This window comes from Nocardia nova NBRC 15556 (genome assembly GCF_001613005.1).
Classification (GTDB): domain Bacteria; phylum Actinomycetota; class Actinomycetes; order Mycobacteriales; family Mycobacteriaceae; genus Nocardia; species Nocardia nova.
In genome coordinates, this window is record NZ_BDBN01000128.1 from 1 (window position 1) to 19,520 (window position 19,520).

The 19,520-nt window shown below is 67.4% G+C and carries 15 protein-coding genes; 8 read left to right on the forward strand and 7 right to left on the reverse strand.

Features of this window, described 5'->3' with window-relative positions:
• The coding region (locus NN2_RS33295) for an MFS transporter (protein WP_369689976.1) at window positions 1-1,663 on the forward strand (1,663 nt) is incomplete at its 5' end.
• Window positions 1,664-1,715: 52 nt separating this feature from the next.
• Here the strand turns inward: NN2_RS33295 and NN2_RS33300 are convergent.
• Window positions 1,716-2,375 carry a TetR/AcrR family transcriptional regulator gene (locus tag NN2_RS33300; RefSeq protein ID WP_063019023.1) on the reverse strand — a complete coding sequence of 220 codons (660 nt, stop codon included), beginning with the start codon at window positions 2,373-2,375 and terminating at the stop codon, window positions 1,716-1,718.
• Window positions 2,376-2,435: 60 nt separating this feature from the next.
• Between NN2_RS33300 and NN2_RS33305 the strand changes: the two genes are divergently transcribed.
• The 5 genes from NN2_RS33305 (at window position 2,436) to NN2_RS33325 (ending at window position 8,341) form a co-directional block, all read left to right on the forward strand.
• On the forward strand, window positions 2,436-4,055 hold the full coding sequence (locus tag NN2_RS33305) for a flavin-containing monooxygenase (protein ID WP_082857450.1): 1,620 nt from the start codon (window positions 2,436-2,438) through the stop codon (window positions 4,053-4,055).
• Entirely contained in the window at window positions 4,052-4,882 is an 831-nt protein-coding gene (locus NN2_RS33310) for an SDR family NAD(P)-dependent oxidoreductase (protein ID WP_030514931.1), read from the forward strand. Before NN2_RS33305 ends, NN2_RS33310 begins: the two co-directional genes overlap by 4 nt.
• Before the next feature lie 22 nt (window positions 4,883-4,904).
• Window positions 4,905-5,831, forward strand: coding sequence for an alpha/beta hydrolase fold domain-containing protein (locus tag NN2_RS33315; protein ID WP_063019027.1), 927 nt, complete (start codon window positions 4,905-4,907; stop codon window positions 5,829-5,831).
• A gap of 124 nt (window positions 5,832-5,955) precedes the next feature.
• On the forward strand, window positions 5,956-7,746 hold the full coding sequence (locus NN2_RS33320) for an AMP-dependent synthetase/ligase (protein WP_063019029.1): 1,791 nt from the start codon (window positions 5,956-5,958) through the stop codon (window positions 7,744-7,746).
• Between the two features lie 169 nt (window positions 7,747-7,915).
• A complete protein-coding gene (locus NN2_RS33325; protein ID WP_063910944.1) occupies window positions 7,916-8,341 on the forward strand; it encodes a VOC family protein in 426 nt (141 codons plus the stop codon).
• 48 nt (window positions 8,342-8,389) lie between these two features.
• Here NN2_RS33325 and NN2_RS33330 read toward each other — a convergent pair whose 3' ends face one another.
• Complete coding sequence (locus NN2_RS33330) at window positions 8,390-8,815, reverse strand: tautomerase family protein (protein ID WP_063019032.1); 426 nt, start codon at window positions 8,813-8,815, stop codon at window positions 8,390-8,392.
• Between the two features lie 38 nt (window positions 8,816-8,853).
• The gene (locus tag NN2_RS33335; RefSeq protein WP_063019034.1) at window positions 8,854-9,555 is read right to left on the reverse strand and encodes an SDR family oxidoreductase; all 702 of its coding nucleotides are present in this window, start codon (window positions 9,553-9,555) and stop codon (window positions 8,854-8,856) included.
• 119 nt (window positions 9,556-9,674) lie between these two features.
• Between NN2_RS33335 and NN2_RS33340 the strand changes: the two genes are divergently transcribed.
• Complete coding sequence (locus NN2_RS33340) at window positions 9,675-10,178, forward strand: winged helix-turn-helix transcriptional regulator (protein ID WP_063019044.1); 504 nt, start codon at window positions 9,675-9,677, stop codon at window positions 10,176-10,178.
• Here NN2_RS33340 and NN2_RS33345 read toward each other — a convergent pair.
• Complete coding sequence (locus NN2_RS33345) at window positions 10,145-11,227, reverse strand: S1C family serine protease (protein ID WP_063019046.1); 1,083 nt, start codon at window positions 11,225-11,227, stop codon at window positions 10,145-10,147. The genes NN2_RS33340 and NN2_RS33345 overlap by 34 nt on opposite strands.
• A gap of 397 nt (window positions 11,228-11,624) precedes the next feature.
• On the opposite strand from NN2_RS33345, the gene NN2_RS33350 reads away from it, so the two are divergent.
• A complete protein-coding gene (locus NN2_RS33350) occupies window positions 11,625-13,334 on the forward strand; it encodes a molybdopterin-dependent oxidoreductase (RefSeq protein WP_063019036.1) in 1,710 nt (569 codons plus the stop codon).
• Between the two features lie 154 nt (window positions 13,335-13,488).
• On the opposite strand, the gene NN2_RS33355 is transcribed toward NN2_RS33350, so the two are convergent.
• From NN2_RS33355 to NN2_RS33365, 3 genes are all read right to left on the reverse strand, one after another.
• Window positions 13,489-14,979, reverse strand: coding sequence for a DHA2 family efflux MFS transporter permease subunit (locus NN2_RS33355; RefSeq protein WP_063019038.1), 1,491 nt, complete (start codon window positions 14,977-14,979; stop codon window positions 13,489-13,491).
• 93 nt (window positions 14,980-15,072) lie between these two features.
• A complete protein-coding gene (locus tag NN2_RS33360; protein WP_030514941.1) occupies window positions 15,073-15,771 on the reverse strand; it encodes a PadR family transcriptional regulator in 699 nt (232 codons plus the stop codon).
• A gap of 251 nt (window positions 15,772-16,022) precedes the next feature.
• Window positions 16,023-19,520, reverse strand: a 3,498-nt coding sequence (locus NN2_RS33365; RefSeq protein WP_063019040.1) for a multifunctional oxoglutarate decarboxylase/oxoglutarate dehydrogenase thiamine pyrophosphate-binding subunit/dihydrolipoyllysine-residue succinyltransferase subunit, incomplete at its 5' end; no start/stop codon positions are given.

A 19,520-nucleotide genomic window follows, 5' to 3' on the forward strand; every position in this document is an offset into this window, starting at 1 on the left:
CGGGGCGGGCTCCGAATCCGCTGTGCCCGGTACCGGCCCCGCCGCGAGTGCACGGGCCGAGCCCGCGGCGGCGAGCGGTGCGGCTTCGATGGATTCCGTTGCGGCGCAGCCTGTGTCGCCCGGTGCCGAGCGTCCCTATGTGGCGCTCGCGGTGGTCACCGCCGTCCTGTTCGTCACCTTCCTCGACACCACGATCGTCAGCGTCGCCCTGGGCGCCGTCCAGTCCGACCTGCATGCCGGTGTGGTGTCGCTGCAGTGGGTGGTGAACGCCTACACGCTGGTGTTCGCGAGTCTGATGCTCACCGCGGGCACTCTCGGCGACCGGTGGGGCCGCAAACGCGTCATGGTCGGCGGGCTGGTGGTGTTCGCCCTCGGCTCGGTGTTGTCCGCGGTGGCCGGCAGTGTCTCGATCCTGATCGCCGGGCGCGCGGTGATGGGTGTCGGTGCGGCGGCCTCCGAACCGGGCACGCTGTCGGTGATCCGGCACATCTTCCCCGATCGTGGCGCCCGCGCGAAGGCGCTGGGCGCGTGGGCGGCGGTCTCCGGGTTGGCGCTGGCGCTGGGGCCGGTGATCGGCGGCCTGCTGGTCGGGGCGTTCGGCTGGCGCTCGATCTTCTGGTTCAACCTGATCGTCGGCGTGGTGGTGCTGGCAGCGGCGCTGAAATTCGTCCCGGAAAGCGCCGATCCGCAGCCCGGCCCGGTCGACTGGGCCGGATTCGTCCTGGGCGCGACCTTTCTCGGCTGCGTGATCTACGCGGCCATCTCCGGTGAGCAGGTGGGGTATTCGGCCGCCTCGGTGATCACGCTGTTCGTGATCGGAGCGATCGCCTTCGTCGCCTTCCTGGTGGTCGAGTCGCGCGCGGCCAATCCGATGTTCGACTTCCGCTACCTGGAGCGACCGCTGGTGCGCAGTGCGCTGGTGGTCGCGTTCGCGGTGTACTTCGGGATCTTCTCGATCTTCTTCTTTACCGCGCTGTATCTGCAGGAAGTGGTCGACTATTCGGGGTGGCGAACCGCCGCGGTGTTCGGCCCGATGGCCGTGGCCATCATCGTCGGCTCGCTGATCTCCGGATTCTGGGTGGCACTGCGCGGCTCCCGCACGCCGATGATCGCCGGCTGTGTGCTCGGCGCCGCAGGTATTCTGCTCACTCGCCAGTTCCTCGGCGTCACAGTCGAATTCACGCCCCTGGCGCTGGCCCTGATGCTGGCGGGACTCGGTTTCGGGATCGCGGTGGTGCCGCTGACCTCCGCCGTTCTGTCCGGTGTTCCGGCCGAACACTCCGGTATGGCCGCCGCGGCCACGAACACCATGCGTCAGGTCGGCGCGGTGGTGGGGGTGGCCGCGCTGGGGTCGCTGGTCAACTCATTCCTGAACTCCGATCTGCGAGATCGGTTGCAGCAGATCGGCGTTCCGGCGAATTTCCAGGCCATCGTCATCGACGCCATCGAGACCGGCAACGTTCCGGCCGGCGGTGACGCGGCGGCCTCGGCCGCCTACGGGCCGATCGTGAACCGGGTCATCCATGCCACCTACGAGGCCTTCCACCGCGGACTCGAGGTGGCGCTGCTGGTGTCGGCGATCATGATCCTGGTCGCCGCCGTGGTCACCGCGCTCTGGTTGCCGCGGCGCGGCGATCGCGCCGGATACCTGCACGAGGACTGAGACCACGCGGGCAGCACGCTGCCGGGATCACGCGGGCAGCACGCTGCCGGGATCACGCGGGCAGCACGCTGCCGTCGGCCGAACCGGCCAGCCATTCGGTGAGCACGGGATGCATGGCGAGCGCGGGTAGTGCGCCGACCAGGGTGTCGATCAACTCGGTACGGCCGATCTGCTCCTCCCGCAACCAGATCAGCGTCGTCTCCTCGACGAACGCGATCCAGCCGCGGAAGACCAGGCGCAGTCGCGGCAGTTCGGGATCGTCTGCCGCCAGCGGGGTTTCGGTGAGGATGCGGTCCACCATGGCATCGCGGGTGGCATCGGCGAGGGCTACCAGTTCGGGGCTGCCGCTGGCGGGTCCGCGCAGCAGGCCCTGATAGGAGATCCGGTTCTCGCTGACGTAGTCGATGTAGCGTTCGACCGCGTCGCGCAGCATGCTGAACAGATCGAGGCTGCGGTCGGGCATGGTGCGAGCGAGTAGTTCCTCGTTGGCGCGGCGCACGATGGCGCGCTGAAAATCCTGTTTCGAGGCGAAGTAGTGGAAGAGCAGGCCGCGCGAGATTCCCGCCTGCCGTGCGATCTCCCCGATGGAAATGTCCTCCAGCGTGCGGTCGCGCAGCATTTTCACGCCCAGGGACACCAGCTGTTCGCGGCGTTCGTCCGGGCTCAGCCGCACCCGTTTGGTGCCGGGACCGTTGTCACTCACGGTTGCCATCCTACTGAACGGTAGTCAATACTGTTGACTCCTGCTCAATAGGATCGTAGGGTTTGATACATGAGTCGTAGGGTTACAGACAACGGCCGTAGCGACGCGCTCGAAGGCGGTAGCTTGCGTGACCACGGAGAGCGCCGCGAAGGCCGTGATGGGCGGAGCCGCAGTGCAGCGGGGGCGCGTCATGTGCATACGTTGATCGTCGGCAGTGGATTCTCGGGCCTGGGCCTGGCCATCCGTTTGAGCCGGCAGGGTCGCGACGACTACCTGGTGCTCGAGCGCGGCAACGACGTCGGCGGTACCTGGCGCGACAACACCTACCCCGGCGCGGCCTGCGATGTGCCGTCGCAGCTGTACTCCTACTCGTTCGCGCTCAATCCGAACTGGTCGCGCTCGTTCTCCAAGCAGCCGGAGATCCAGTCCTACATCCAGGGCGTGGCCGACCGTCACGGCGTGCGGGACAAGCACATCTTCGACTGCGAGATGACCGGCGCCCGGTGGAACGAGGAGCAAGCCCGCTGGGAGGTGCAGACCAGCAAGGGCGCGTTCACCGCGGATATCCTGGTCTCCGCCGTCGGCGCGCTGTGCGAGCCGAATCTTCCGGATATCAAGGGCATCAACGATTTCCGGGGCCGCATCTTTCACTCCGCGCGCTGGGATCACGACGCGGATCTGACCGGCGAGCGGGTCGCGGTGATCGGCACCGGCGCCTCCGCCATCCAGATCGTGCCGTCGATCGCGCCGAAGGTGGCCCATCTCGACGTCTACCAGCGCACGGCGCCGTGGCTGCTGCCGCGGATCGACCGCCCGTACACCCTGCCCGAGCGCCTGGCCTTCAAATACGTTCCGGGCGTGCAGAAGTTGTCGCGCGCGGCCATCTACGCCGCCCGTGAAACGCAGGTCGTCGGCCTGGCGAAATTCCCGCCGGCCATGCTCGCGCTGGAGGGCCTGGCCCGGCTGAAGCTGCGGCTCGAGGTGCCGGACGCGCAGCTGCGGGAGAAGGTCACGCCGAACTTCCGCATCGGCTGCAAGCGCATGCTGATCTCTAACGAGTACTACCCGGCGCTCGGGCGCGACAACGTCGACGTGGTCACCGACGCCATCCGCGAGATCCGCGCGAATTCCATCGTCACCGCCGACGGCACCGAGCGCGAGATCGACGCGCTCATCGTGGCGACCGGATTCCACGTCACCGATTCGCCGGTGTACGAGACGATCTCCGGTCGCGACGGCCGCACGCTCACCGAACTGTTCGACGAGATCGGACAGCAGGGCTACAAGGGTGCGGCGATCCACAACTTCCCGAACATGTTCTTCCTGCTCGGCCCGAACGTCGGCCTCGGCCACACCTCGATGGTGTACATGATCGAATCGCAGATCAACTACATCGCCGACGCGATCGCCACCTTCGACCAGCGCGGCCTGCGTACGGTCGAGGTGAGGAAAGACGCGCAGGACAGCTACAACCGCGATCTGCAGGACCGCATGTCCAACAGCGTCTGGCTCAACGGTGGTTGTGCCAGCTGGTATCTGGACAAGCACGGCAACAACACCACGCTGTGGCCCGATTTCACGTTCCGCTTCCGCAAGCTGACCGAGAAATTCGACGTCGCGGCATACGACACGACCCGATCGACCGACGGGGCCGCGGGTCCCGATCTGAAAGTGGTAGCAGCACAGTGAGCAATGACGCTTATTTCACGGGCAAGGTATGTGTGATCACGGGCGCCGGCTCGGGTATCGGCCGCGCGCTGGCCGAGAATCTGGCCCGCCGGGGCGCGAAACTCGCCCTCTCCGACATCGATACCGAGGGTCTGGCCGAAACCGTCCGCCGTGTCGAGGCGCTGGGCGCGCAGGTGAAGTCCGATCGGCTCAACGTGGCCGAGCGTGAAGCGGTGCTGCTCTACGCCGACGAGGTGAAAAAGCACTTCGGCGTGGTGCACCAGATCTACAACAACGCCGGTATCGCCTTCCACGGCGAGGTGATCGACTCCCAGTTCAAAGACATCGAGCGCATCATGGATGTCGATTTCTGGGGCGTCGTCAACGGCACCAAGGCGTTCCTGCCGGCCCTCATCGAATCCGGTGACGGGCACGTGATCAACGTGTCCAGTCTGTTCGGCCTGATCGCGGTGCCGGGCCAGAGTGCGTACAACGCGGCCAAATTCGCGGTCCGCGGCTTCACCGAATCGCTGCGCCAGGAGATGATGGCGCGCAAGCATCCGGTCAAGGTGACCTGCGTCCATCCCGGCGGTATCAAGACCGCCGTGGCGCGCAACGCCACCTACGCCGAGGGGATCGACGCCCAGAAGTTCTCCTCGTTCTTCGACAAGCAGCTCGCCCTGCACACCCCGGAGATGGCCGCGCAGACCATCACCGAGGCCGTGCGCAAGGGCCACGGCCGCGTGCTGATCGGCTGGGAGGCGAAGGCGCTCGATCTGTTCGTGCGCACCACCGCGTCCTACTATCAGCGCATCGCGAACGTCGTCAACAGCCGGTTCCTGCCCTGATCCGCCGCGGGAACCGACTGTGATGCCTGGTCTTTCGAAACCCTTGTCCCTGCCGCTGCCCGTCGCGCGGGCCGTCCTCGGGCCGATGTTCCGGTTCGCGATGCACAGCCGGCTGCCGTGGGAGGCCCAGCGCTACCTGCTCGACGCCGGTTCGGTGTTGCAGAGGCTGCCCGCCGGCACCCGGGTGCATCGGATGCGGCTGGGCGGCCGTCCCGCCGAGCGGGTGACCGCCGGACCGGCCGCCGGACCGGCTGCGGTGCTGTATCTGCACGGTGGTGGGTACACCATCGGGTCGCCGGCGACCCATCGGTCGCTGGCGGCGCATCTGGCGCGCGAAATCGGTTGTCCGGTCTATGTTCCGGACTATCGGCTGGCGCCGGAACATCCGTATCCGGCCGCGCTCGACGATGCCGAGGCGGCCTTCCTGGAGCTGGTGTCCACCGGACTCGCGCCGCAGCAGATCGCGGTGGCGGGCGATTCCGCCGGCGGCGGACTGTCGCTCGCGCTGGCGTTGCGGTTGCGCGACCGGCACGGAATGCGGCCCGCCGCACTGGGTTTGATCGCCCCGTGGGCCGATCCGAACGAGCTGCCGGCGCGCGAGCGGGATCTGGTGGTCAACAAGGCGTGGTCGCGGTTGTGCGCCGCCGCCTATCTGGGCGACGGCGATCCGCTGGATCCGGGCTACGCGCCACTGCTGGGGTCCCTGGGTGGGCTGCCCGGGACCTACGTCCAGGTCGACGAGGGCGAGTTGCTGCATTCGCAGTGCGTGCGCCTGGCGGCGGCGCTGCGGGCCGCGGAGGTGCCGATGCAGTTCTCGGTGACGCGCGGGCTCTGGCACGTCTCGCAGTTGCAGGCGTCGCTGGTGGCGCCGGCCGCGCTCGCCGCGCGCGAACTGGCGGGATTCCTCGGTCAATCGCTGCAACCAGCGCAAACCGGATCCATAGGATAGAAGCCGTAGGACAGGTTCCGCCCGGCCGCACCCACGTCGAAAATCCTCGACCGGGCGGCCGGGCGGAACCTGCCGTTGCGGCTGGCGTAAATTACTGGCGAGTAGACCACGTGGAAGGGCACCGATGCGAGAGTTCGAAGTCCCGGCTACCTACACCATCCCCGAAGACGCCAATATGTCCGATGGCGCCTTCCGGCACGCCGAGCGCACGCCCGGCCTGGTGGTGTTCAACAGGCCGGACGGCAAGGGCGGTTGGACAGATGTCACCGCGGCGGAGTTCGCGAAGCACGTCACCGCGGTGGCCAAGGGACTGATCGCCTCGGGCATCGAACTCGGCGACCGGGTCGCCATCCTGGCCTCCACCCGGTACGAGTGGGTCGTGCTGGACTTCGCCATCTGGGCGGCCGGCGGCTGCACCGTCGCGATCTTCGACAGCTCCTCCGCCGAACAGGCGCGCTGGATCCTCTCGGATTCGGGCACGAAGCTGATCGTGGTCGAGAACGCCCGGCACCGGGCCACCATCGCCGAGATCGAGGACGGTCTGCCCGAATTGGGCGAGCCGCTGGTGATCGACGACGGCGCGATCGACACCCTGGTCGCCCGCGGCAAGGACCTCGGCGACGAGGTCGTGCACGAGCGCCGCAAGCAGGTCGAGGCCGCCTCGCCGGCGTCGCTGATCTACACCTCGGGCACCACCGGCCGGCCCAAGGGCGTCATGCTCTCGCATGCCAACCTCTACGCCGAATCGGCTGCCGACCGCGCCGCGATGCCGCAGTTCCTCAAGCCGGGCCACCGGTCGCTGCTGTTCCTGCCGCTGGCCCACGTCTTCGCCCGCGCGGTCGCGCTGGCGGCCTTCGACGCCGGTGTCACCGTCGCGCACACGGCCGACTGGTCGACGCTGGTCGAGCAGTTCGGCGAGTACAAGCCGGACTTCATCCTCTCGGTGCCGCGGGTGTTCGAGAAGGTGTTCAACGGCGCCAAGCAGAAGGCGCACGACGGCGGCAAGGGCAAGATCTTCGATCTCGCCGCCGACACCGCCGTGGAGTACAGCCAGGCCCTGGACAACGGCGGCCCGGGGCTGGTGCTCAAGGTCAAGCACACCGTGTTCGACAAACTGGTCTACGGCAAGCTGCGCGAGGCCATGGGCGGGCGCTGCAAGTCCGCCGTCTCCGGCGGCGGCCCCCTCGGCGCGCGGCTGGGCCACTTCTTCCGCGGCATCGGCGTCACGATCTACGAGGGCTACGGCCTGACCGAGAGCACCGCCGCTGTTTCGGTGAACACCCCCGAGCACCTGAAGGTCGGCTCGGTGGGCCGCCCGCTCGGTGGTCACGCCGCGAAGGTGGCCGACGACGGCGAGCTGCTGCTGCGCGGCCCGGTCGTCTTCGCCGGGTATTGGAACAACCCGACAGCGACCGAGGACGCCTTCGACGACGGCTGGTTCAAGACCGGCGATCTCGGTGCGATCGACGAACAGGGCTTCATCACGATCACCGGCCGCAAGAAGGAAATCATCGTCACCGCCGGCGGTAAGAACGTCTCCCCGGCGATGCTCGAGGATTCCCTGCGCTCGCATCCGCTGATCAGTCAGGTGATGGTGGTGGGCGACGGCAAGCCGTTCGTCGGCGCGCTGATCACCCTCGACCCGGAGGCGCTGCCCGGCTGGAAGACCCGCAACAACGTGCCCGAGGACACCCCGATCGAGAAGCTGATCGAGCTGCCCGAACTGAACGCCGAGATCGACAAGGCGGTCAAGGACACCAACAAGCTGGTCTCGCACGCGGAGGCGATCAAGAAGACCCGCATCCTGCCGGTCGACTGGACCGAGGAGAGCGGTGAGCTGACGCCGAAGATGTCGCTCAAGCGCAACGTGGTGATGAAGAACTACGCGGACGAGGTCGAGGCGATCTACGGCTGAGCCCGCCCGAACGCAGAACGGCCCGCCTTCTCGAAGGCGGGCCGTTCTGCGTTTCGACGTGCGACGATATGCGCGATATCCGGCGATGATTTTCTCCGGCTGCCGCCGTCTCATCTGTGGGGCCGCGGCCGCCGGCCGCAGGCCCGTATCCACTCCGGAGGAGGCAATCGTGAAGTCGGCTACCGCATATCTGTTGTTCGACGGTGATGCCGAGGAGGCATTCACCTTCTATCAGTCGATCCTGGGCGGGGAACTGCAGATGGTTCGCTACCGCGACATGGGTGACGGCGGTGGCGGGAACCTGCCCGAAGAGGTGGGCAAGCGAATCGCCAACGCCGCGTTGACCTGGCGGGAGGATCAGCTGCTGATGGGGTCGGACTGTCCGCCCGATCAGCAGATCAACCACGACAACGTGCCGTTCAGCGTCTGCCTGGATATGGACGACGAGGCCGAGGCCGGACGGATCTTCACCGGGCTGTCCGCGGGCGGACAGGTCACCATGCCACTGGGCAAAACCGAGTGGGCGAAGCAGTTCGGTATGGTCACCGACAAATTCTCGGTGCCGTGGATGATCAATCTGTACGGCGGCGAATAGATTTCGACCGCACGCCGTGACCCGCCGGGCGGCGTCGGTTGTGGGGAGCTAGCTGTAGGGAATGGGCTCGTTGGCGCGCGCCCACGCCTTTTCTGCCTCGCTGCCGGCGTCCGGTGGGAACAGTCCGTCGATCATCCACAGATCGCGCGGGGATTCGTAAGTGTGGAATTCCCAGTGCAATCCACGCGCGCCGGTGTAGGGCTCCATGATCGAGTTGAGCCGCTGCGTCGATCGCTTGCGCATCTGCGGGTCGTCCAGATGGCGGGCGAGATGTTCCACGACGATTCGCACCGTGTTGTTCGACGGCTTCCCGCCGACGAAGAAGGACGTCTCCTCGATCTCCTGGAACAGCACGACGACGTAGAACTCCGGCAAGCCGAAGGAGGCGTACAGCGCGGTGATGTCCCGGGCGAAATCCTGTTTGTCGGCGTCGGAATAGGTGTCGGCGGGGTGGTGCACATGCCACAGTGGCATCGGTGGTTCCTTTCGAAAGATGATGTGCGGTAACGGGTTCAGCGGGAGATGGTCAGTGCGAGGCCCTCGACGGGGCCGGACAGTGCCGCCTTCACGCCGCGCGTGACGTCGTCGACCAGCACTTCGGTATCGCCGCGCAGTACGCCGTCGAAGACAGCCTCGGCCACCACGCTCGGCGCGAGCTTGTCGCCGGGAAGGCGCCGCACCATCTCGGTATCGGCGAATCCCAGATGGACGCCGACCACCTGCGTGCGCTGTGCGGCCAGCTCCAGCCGCAGCGAATTGGTCAGCGACCACAGCGCCGCCTTCGACGCACCGTAGGCCGCCGCGCCCGCGGCCCACGACAGCACCGAATGGATGTCGATCAGGACGCCGCCGCCGTTGTCCGCCAGAATCGGCGCGAATGCCTGGACTACCCGCAGCGGTCCGAAGACGTTGGTGTCGAACGTGGTGACGATATCGGCCATATCGGCGCTCAGCAGCGGTGCGGGGAGGAGTACGCCGGCATTGTTCACCACGATCTCGACGTCGCGGGCCCGCAATGCCGCGGCGGCGACCGAATCGGCGTCGGTGACGTCCAGGGCGAGCGGCTCGGCGCGGGGGTCGTCGGCGGCCTTCGGGACGCGGGCGGTGGTGTAGACCTTGGCGGCGCCGCGCCTGAGCAGCTCGTCGGTGAAGGCTCTGCCGAGCCCCCGCTGCCCGCCCGTCACCAGTGCGACCGCGCCTTCGATTCCGGCCATCTCTCGTCCTTTCGGATCGTTCGGGGCGACTGCCCACCCTCTGGATAACGATCTCGTTAGTTAGATGACAGCACAGCTCGCTGGGTAACGCAAGCGTTAGGTAACATGGTCTCGTGTCGATGATGTTCGAGCCGCGACTGAGCGACCGGGACGCCTGGTCGATCGGTGACCGATGTTCGGCCGGACGGGTGCTCGAGTTGCTCAGCACGCGGACGGTATTCCTCGTCGTGCGCGAATGTTTCTACGGGACAACCCGATTCGAGGACTTCACGACCCGGATCGGAACGTCGGCGCCGGCGGTGTCGCGTGCGCTCAAACAGCTCGAATCGGCGGGCGTCGTGGAACGGGTGCCGTATCGCGAACCCGGCCGGCGCGAACGCGCGGAATACCGCCTGACCGCGGCCGGTGAGGATCTGCTGCCGATATTCCTGTCGCTGATGCAGTGGGGCGACAAATATCTGCAGGATGGAAAGCCGCCGCTGTCGTTCGTCGACCGGGAATCCGGGGCGGTGGTGGGGGTGCGGGTCACGGCTGAGCCCGTACCGGACACGAAGGCCGACGAGATCGAGATCCGGCTGAACTCGTCGCGTCAGCCTACGGGACCCTGGGCGAGCGACGCCTGACCGGACTCGCTCTGTCCCGAGCGGTCCACCCAGGTGAGTGTGACCGTATCGCCCGGGTGATGCTGATCCATCGTGTTGGTCATGGTGGTCGCCGAATCGATGCCGTGACCGTCCAGCCCGGTGATCACATCGCCCGCGGCCAGGCCCGCGGCCTGTGCCGGACCGCCACTCACGATATTGCGCACCAGCGCACCGGAGCCGTTGGCATCGCTCATCGTGATACCGAGGAACGCGGAATCGCCGATGTGCACGCGGTCCGAACTCTTCCCCGCCTGGATCTGCGCGGCGATCGTCTTCGCCTTGTTCATGGGAATCGCGAAGCCCTGACCACCGCTCGCGCCGAGCTGGAAGCCCTGGGATGCGGCGGTATTCACGCCGACCACCTGGCCGGAGCTGTTGATGAGCGGACCGCCGGAATCACCCGGCTGAATGTTCGCGGCCACCTGGATGAGACCGGTCAGCTGCTCGGCGGCGCCGGCCGATTCGTCGCTGGCGGTGATGGAGCGGTCCAGCGCGGTGACGCGTCCGCCCGCCGCGGTCGGGGAGCCGGTGCCGCCCGCGTTGCCGACACCCACGATGGCGTCGCCGACCTTCACCTGGTCCGAATCGCCGAGCGGCGCCGTCTGCAGTCCGGAGGCGCCCTGCAACTTCACCACGGCCAGATCGTCCTGACGGTCGAATCCGACGACGCTGCCGCTGTAGGTGCGGCCGTTGCCGAGATCGGTGGCCGAGATGTCGGTGGCGCCCTCCACGACGTGGTTGTTGGTGAGGATGGTGCCGTCCGATCCGAGCACGATGCCGGTTCCGGCGCCCGCGCCGTTCTGCATCCCGAGTTCGGTGTTGATCACGACGATGCCCGGCACCACCGCGTTCGCCGCCTGTTCCAGCGCCGCGGACTGCGGTTGCGAATCGACCGGCTGCACCACCGAACCCTGGCCGTGGCCGAACGGGGCCGCCTGGCCGGGGCCGTGGGCGTCGATGCGGGAGCCGACCAGGGCGATGGCGAGCGCCACCACCGCGACCAGGGCCGCCAGCATTCCGAAGGTCATGCCGTGCCGTGGCGCGCGTCCTCGCGGCGGATACTGCTGCGGGTAGGGGTACTGCCCCGGGTAGGGCGGCTGACCCGGATACCCGTGCGGACCGTACGCCCCCGATCGTGGTTCGTACGGTCCGGGCTGGTGCGGCCGATTGCCCTCGTTCGGATACACGCTCATCACGTCCTGTTCGGTCACATCCTGTGTGTCGGCTCGGACCCGGGCCCCGACGCATTCGGATCCTCTATCAATTAAGCGCGCGATTCCTGAGAAGGGGCTGGGTGCTTGCCATGGAACCGCCGACATGGGCCGGATCACGTCCGGCTTCGAGTTCTGACGAATCTGTGACGCTGTGGTCGATGCGCTCGTTCGGGCGGGTTCACCGGGGGGAATTCGCAGTACGCTCGCCGTTATGGCCGGATCGGGACTGCGCGCGGCCTGCGGAATCGTGTCCGCGGGGCTGGCGCTGGGCGTCGCGGAGTTGGTGTCGGTGCCGGTGGGGGCGGGAAGCGCGCCGCTGGCGGCGATCGGGGCGACGGTGGTCGATCACACGCCCGACGGGGTGCGGGAATGGGCGATCGACACCTTCGGCACCGACGACAAAATGATGCTGTATCTGCTGATGGGCGTGGTGGCGCTGATCGTCGCGGCGCTCGTCGGGGTGGTCGAGCGAACCGCGCGGCCGATCGGATCGGTGGTGCTCGGCGTCTTCGGCATCGGGGCGGCGTGGGCTGCGCTCGAACGCCCGGCCGCCAACTGGACCTGGGCGCTGCCGTCGGTCGTGGGGGTGGCGCTGGCAATCGTGTCGCTGCGGTGGTTGATTCGGCGATACGAGGCGTTCGGTGCGCCGGCGATGGTGCGGGGTGGTGGTGCCGCGGTGCCCGATCCGGCGAAAGCCACTGCGGCGCAAGAGGACCGGGCTCACGCGCCAGAGATTCGGATCGAGCGTGGAGCAGCCGAGGCGGGCTCGGGTGGCGGTGCGCCCTTCGAGGGAGACGACGCCCGCCTGAGTGCGCGCGGAGCCACCTGGCCCCGCGTGGTGAAACCCGATGTGGCGCGGGTCGATCGACGGCAGGTGATGCGGGGGATCGTCGGGGTGGGAGTACTGGCGGTGGCGGCCGGAATCGCCGGGCGCGTACTCGGGGCGAGCGCCCGCAGTGTGGCGGGGGAACGGGCGGCGGTGCGGTTGCCGCCGCCGAATGTGCCTGTGCCTCCGGTGGATCCGGCCGCGGATCTGCGAGTACCGGGACTGGCGTCGTATCTCACCCCCAATTCCGACTTCTACCGGATCGACACCGCGCTGACCGTTCCACAGGTCAGCAAGGAGACGTGGTCACTGCGAATCCACGGCATGGTGGACCGCGAAATCCGGCTCGACTACGCCGATCTGGCGCGCCGGCCGTCGGTGGAACGCTTGGTGACGCTGACCTGCGTCTCGAATCCGGTCGGCGGCGATCTCATCGGTAACGCGAGCTGGCTGGGTTATCGGCTCGACGCGTTGATCGCCGAGGCCGGGCCGCATCCGGACGCCGATATGGTGTTGTCGCGCAGTGCCGACGGCTTCACCGCCGGAAGTCCGCTCGCCGCGCTCACCGACGGTCGCGACGCCCTGCTCGCGGTCGGCATGAACGGCGAGCCGTTGCCCGTGGAACACGGATATCCGGCCCGGTTGGTCGTGCCCGGACTCTACGGTTACGTCTCGGCCACCAAGTGGGTCACCGAACTCGAGATCACGAGATTCGATCGCGCCCAGGCCTATTGGACGCGGCGCGGCTGGTCCGAACGCGGGCCCATCAAGACCGGCACCCGTATCGACACCCCGCGCGGTGCCGTCCGGGCCGGGAAGGTGACCATCGCCGGTGTGGCCTGGGCGCAACATCGCGGTATCGACGCCGTCGAGGTCCAGATCGACAACGGCCCGTGGCAACCCGCCCGCCTGGCCGCCGAACCGTCCGTCGACACGTGGCGGCAATGGAGTTACGACTGGGACGCCTCCGCGGGAACGCATACGGTCCGCGCCCGCGCCACCGACGGCACCGGAACGGTTCAGACCGCGGAGGTCGCCGACGTCATCCCGGACGGGGCGAGCGGCTACCCCTCGCGGACGATCCGAGTCGGGTAGACGCGCGACCTCCGCCGGCGCGGCCGAGCGGGAAATGCGGCCCGGCGCCGATCGGCTACGCGCACCGCGCCGAACACGGCGAGGTCCGCGTGGCAGCACTGCCACGCGGACCTCGTATCGCGCTGTCGCGCACCCTGTTCGGCGCCGACCGGGCTCAGCCGGGGATGCCTGCCTTCTCCGGCTCGGTACCCGCCTCGGCCTCCTCCTGCTGCTTCTTCGCCGAGTTGCCGACGAACAGGGCCGAAGCCACCACACCGATCAGCAGAATCGCGCCGGGCAGGATCATCGCCTGGCCCAGGGCCGTGCTGAATTTGTCGAGGATCTGCTCGGGGATGCGGCCCATCCCGGTGCCGCCACCCTCGCCGAACTGGCCGCTGCCCAGCCCCTGTGCGGACATGCGGGCCGAGATCAGCGCGCTGATCGCGGCGCTACCGAGCACCGAACCGACCTGACGGGTGGTGTTGTAGACACCCGCACCGGCGCCCGCCTGATGAATCGGCAGGTTGCGGGTGGCGGTGGAGGCCAGCGGAGCCCAGATGCAGGAGTTCGACAGACCGGCGACGGCCGCGACCACCAGGAATACCGCGATGGAGCTGTCCGGCTTCATCAGCGCCGCGAAGCCGAAGACGGTCAGGGCGAACACCAGGAATCCGATGGTGGGCAGGATGCGCGGCGGCATCCGGTCGGAGATCTTGCCGATGAACGGCGCGGTCAGGCCGGTGACGATCGCCATCGGCGCGAAGACCAGCGCGGCCCGGGTCGGGGTGTACTCGCGCACCGCCTCCAGGTAGAAGTACGCCGGCACCATCAGCGAGGTGACCGCGGCGCCCATCGCGGCGATCGCGACGCTCGACATCGAGAAGTTGCGGTCGCGGAACAGGCTCAGCGGCACCAGTGGCTCGTCCTTGTTGCGCGCCTGGTTCACCACGAACAGCCCCAGCACCACCAGGCCCGCGATGATCATCGCCCAGATCCAGGCGTCCCAATCCCGGGTATTGCCCTCCTGGATGCCGAAGACCAGCAGGAACATGCCGATACCGCTGAGCACCACGCCCACGAAATCGAACTTGTGCTGGTGGGTTTCCAGATTCGGAACCAGCCACACCGCCAGCGCGAACGCCACCACGCCGATCGGCACGTTGATGTAGAAGATCCAGTTCCAGCCCTGCCAGTCGACCAGCACGCCGCCGAGGATCGGGCCGACCAGTGTCGCGAGGCCGGCGACGCCGCCCCACAGCCCCATCGCCGCCCCGCGCTTGTCCGGCGGGAAGGTGCGGGTGATGACGGCCATGGTCTGCGGCGTCATCAACGCCGCGCCCAGGCCCTGCACCGCGCGGGCCGCGATCAGCATCTCCACATTGGCCGAGACCGCGCACCACAGCGAGGCCAGCGTGAAGACCGCCAGTCCGGCCAGGTAGATGTTCTTCGGTCCGAAGCGGTCGCCGAGGCGGCCGGTGACCAGCAGCGGCACCGCGTAGGTGAGCAGATAGGCGCTGGTCACCCAGATGACTTTGTTGATGTCGGTATGCAGATCCTGCATGATCGCCGGATTGGCCACCGCGACGATGGTCATATCCAGCAGGATCATGAAGAATCCGACGACCAGCGCGGTCAGCGCCAGCCACGGATTTCTTTGCGATGTCATAGATTTCGTTCCTGTTCCCGGCATCGATCGACGACGACGACCGATGGGTGGTTCGTATGAAGGTCTCGGGGCGCGCCGCGTACCTGCGCCCGATCAGTGCTCGGCAGCGGTCGCACCACCTTTCCGCAGCTCGGCGAGTACGTCGTCGGTCAGGGCCGCACCCCAGTCGTGACCGAGGTCACCGGTTCTGTTGGGGCAACGGGTTCCGCCCTCGTCGAATTCCAGCCACGGCAGCGAGCCGTCACGCAACTCCTCGGTGAGACCGCGCAGCCACGTGACCTCGTGTTGTGCGACACCACGCAGATAGTCGATCACCATCCAGTACCGGCGGGGTACCTCGCGGGAGCGCGCCCATTCGCGAATGGCGTCGAGTTCGGTGATGTCGTTGTCCAGCCAGCCGATCCGCTCGGTGATCAGGGCGATCACCTCCTCGACCGGAAGATTGTGTGCCTCCGCCAAGCCGATGGGAAAGATCGGATACTCACGAGTCGGCTGCCGGACGATATCGGCGATCCGGGTACGCAGCGCCGCGGTACCCGCTTCGGTGATGCAGTAGGTGGTGCGTTCCGGCCGATTACCCGAACGCTCGGTACCCTCCGCCTGGACCAGTCCTTGTTCGGCCAGCCGGGTCACCGTGTGATAGAGCGAGCCGGGGCGAATCTTGAGCAGATTGTCCTTCCGGCGCTTGAGCAGCAGTTGGTACATCTCGTACGGATGCATGCGGTCTTCTTCCAGCAGCGCCAGTACCGAGATCGCCAACGGCGTCAACGTGGCACCCGGCTGCTTGGACATCGGTCTCGACTCCCTTCGTCGCTGCCGCCGCACACTACGCGGGCGGACCGACATGTTCCGGCTCAAATATTCCACGCCGAATATACGACGCGGAAGTGGGGCGGCACAAGACTGTTTCACTCATTACGACGATCGAGGACCCCCGAATGTGACGCGGCTGGAGGTGCGGCGCCGCTCGTGCTCCGGATACGACGAACGCCGGGCCGGACCGCTCGGCAGAGCGATCCGACCCGGCGTGCGGGCGATACGACCTAGTCGGTGGGGGCGAACGCCTCGTCGACGATCTCCTGCTGCTCCACCGCGTGCACCTTCGACGAACCCGAGGACGGGGCCGACATGGCGCGGCGAGAGATGCGGCGCAGCTTGTTGAACCGGTCCGGCAGGATCTCCGGCAGGTTCAGCCCGAAGAACGGCCAGGCGCCCTGGTTGGCCGGCTCCTCCTGCACCCACGCCAGATCCGTGGCGTTCGGGTAGGTCGCGAGCTTCTCGTTGAGCCGGTAGGACGGGATCGGATACAGCTGTTCGATGCGCACGATCGCGACGTCGTCACGGTTCTTCTTGGCCTTCTCGGCGACCAGCTCGTAGTAGAGCTTGCCGCTGGTCAGCAGGATCCGCTTGACCTTCGACCGGTCGCCGTCGCCGCTCTCGTAGGTCGGCTCCTCGAGCACCGAGCGGAACTTCGCGTCGGTGAAGTCCTCGACGTTGGAGACCACGGCCTTGTTGCGCAGCATCGACTTCGGGGTGAAGACGATCAGCGGGCGGCGGATGCCGTCGAGCGCGTGCCGGCGCAGCAGGTGGAAGTAGTTCGACGGAGTGGAGGGGACCGCCACCGTCATCGAACCCTCGGCGCACAGCTGCAGGAACCGCTCGATGCGGCCGGAGGTGTGGTCGGGACCCTGACCCTCGTGACCGTGCGGCAGCAGCAGCACGACCTCCGACAGCTGACCCCACTTGGCCTCACCGGAGGAGATGAACTCGTCGATGATCGACTGCGCGCCGTTGACGAAGTCGCCGAACTGCGCCTCCCACAGGACCAGCGCGTCCGGGTTGCCCAGCGAGTAGCCGTATTCGAAACCGACGGCCGCGAATTCGCTCAGCGCCGAGTCGTGCACCGCGAACCAGCCCGGATTCTCGCTGCCGATGTTGTGCAGCGGGGTGTACTCCGCACCGGACTTGCGGTCGATGATCACCGAATGCCGCTGGGTGAAGGTGCCGCGCCGGGAGTCCTGACCGGTCAAGCGCACCGCGCGGCCCTCGTCGATCAGCGTGCCGAAGGCGAGCAACTCGGCGAAGGCCCAGTCGATCTTGCCCTCGTAGGCCATCTCCCGGCGGCGCTCCAGCACCGGCTTGACGCGCGGATGCACGTTGAAGCCGTCCGGCACGCCGAGGAAGGCGTCGCCGATGCGCTGCAGCACCGACTTGTCCACGGCGGTGACGACGGTGCCCGGAACGGTCTGCTCCTGCTCGACCGATTCACTCGGCTCCGGCGGGTACTTCTCCAGCTCGCGGACCTCGTTGAACACCCGCTCCAGCTGACCCTGGTAGTCCCGCAGGGCGTCCTCGGCCTCTTTCATCGAGATGTCACCGCGGCCGATCAGGGCCTCGGTGTAGGACTTGCGGACGCTGCGCTTGGTGTCGATGACGTCGTACATGTACGGCTGGGTCATCGACGGGTCGTCGCCCTCGTTGTGGCCGCGACGGCGGTAGCAGATGAGGTCGATGACCACGTCCTTGTGGAACTTCTCGCGGAAGTCGGTCGCCAGGCGCGCCACCCAGGTGCAGGCCTCGGGATCGTCGCCGTTGACGTGGAAGATCGGCGCGCCGATCGACTTGGCGATATCGGTCGAGTACTCGGTGGAGCGGCTGTTCTCCGGTGCGGTGGTGAAACCGATCTGGTTGTTCACCACGATGTGCACCGTGCCGCCGACGCGGTAGCCGCGCAGGCCCGACATGTTCAGCGTCTCGGCGACCACACCCTGGCCGGCGAAGGCCGCGTCACCGTGCAGCATCAGCGGCACGACCGAGAAGGTGCGAGCCTCCTCGCCCTTGGTGACCAGGTCTTCCTTGGTGAGCAGGTCCTGCTTCGCGCGGACCAGACCCTCCAGCACCGGGTCGACGGCCTCGAGGTGCGACGGGTTGGCCGTCAGCGAGACCTCGATGTCGTTGTCGCCGAACATCTGGATGTAGGTGCCGTGCGCGCCGAGGTGGTACTTCACATCGCCCGAGCCGTGGGTGGCGGCCGGGTTCATGTTGCCCTCGAACTCGGTGAAGATCTGCGAGTACGGCTTGCCGACGATATTGGCCAGTACGTTCAGGCGACCGCGGTGCGGCATGCCGATGACGACCTCGTCGAGCCCGTGCTCGGCGCACTGGTCGATGACGGCGTCCATCATCGGGATGGTCGACTCGGCGCCCTCCAGTGAGAAGCGCTTCTGGCCGACGTACTTGGTCTGCAGGAAGGTCTCGAACGCCTCGGCCGCGTTCAGCCGCGACAGGATGTACTTCTGCTGGGCGACGGTCGGCTTCTCGTGCTTCTGCTCGACCCGCTGCTGAATCCATTGCAGCTGTTCGGTTTCCAGGATGTGGGTGTACTCCACACCGACGTGGCGGCAGTACGCGTCGCGCAGCACCGACAGCACGTCGCGCAGCTTCATCCGCTCCTGGCCGTGGAAGCCCGCGACGTTGAATTCACGGTCGAGGTCCCACAGGGTCAGGCCGTGCTGGGTGACGTCGAGGTCGGGATGGCTGCGGAACTTGTCCTTCACCAGCCGCAGCGGATCGGTGTCGGCCATCAGGTGGCCGCGACTGCGATACGCCGCGATCAGCTCCTGGACGCGCACGCTCTTGTCGACACCGCGCTCTTTGATGTCCTTGCGCCAGCGGACCGGCTCGTAGGGCACACCCATGCCGTGGAAGATCTCGTCGAAGAATTCGTCGGAGATCAGCAGGTTGTGGATGGTGCGCAGGAAATCGCCCGACTCCGCGCCCTGGATGATGCGGTGGTCGTAGGTGGAGGTCAGCGTCATCAGCTTGCCGATACCGATCTCGGCGAGCTGCTGGTCGCTCATGCCCTGGAATTCGGCCGGGTACTCCATGGCGCCCGCACCGATGATCGCGCCCTGACCGGGCATCAGCCGCGGCACCGAGTGGTTGGTGCCGATGGTGCCCGGGTTGGTCAGCGAGATGGTGACGCCGGTGAAGTCCTCGGTGGTGAGCTTGCCGTCGCGCGCGCGGCGCACGATGTCCTCGTAGGCGCTGTGGAACTGCGCAAACGACATCGTCTCGGTGTTCTTGATCGCCGCGACGACGAGAGTGCGGCTGCCGTCCTTGCCCGGCAGGTCGATCGCCAGGCCGAGGTTGGTGTGCGCGGGGGTGACCGCGTTCGGCTTACCGTCGACCTCGGCGAAGTGGCGGTTCATGTTCGGGAACGCCTTGACCGCCTGGACGATCGCGTAGCCGAGCAGGTGGGTGAACGAGATCTTGCCGCCGCGGGTGCGGGCGAGGTGGTTGTTGATGACCAGCCGGTTGTCGATCATCAGCTTCGCCGGGATGGCGCGCACGCTGGTAGCGGTCGGGATGGTCAGCGACGACGACATGTTCTTGACGATCGCCGCGGCCGGTCCGCGCAGCACCTTCGACTCGTCGGCGGCCGGTTCGGCCGGGGAGGTCTTGGTGGGAGCGGCGTTGGAGGTCGGCGCCGGGGTGGTGCTGGCCTGTGGCTTGCTGCCGCGGGCCTGCGGCGGCGCCGC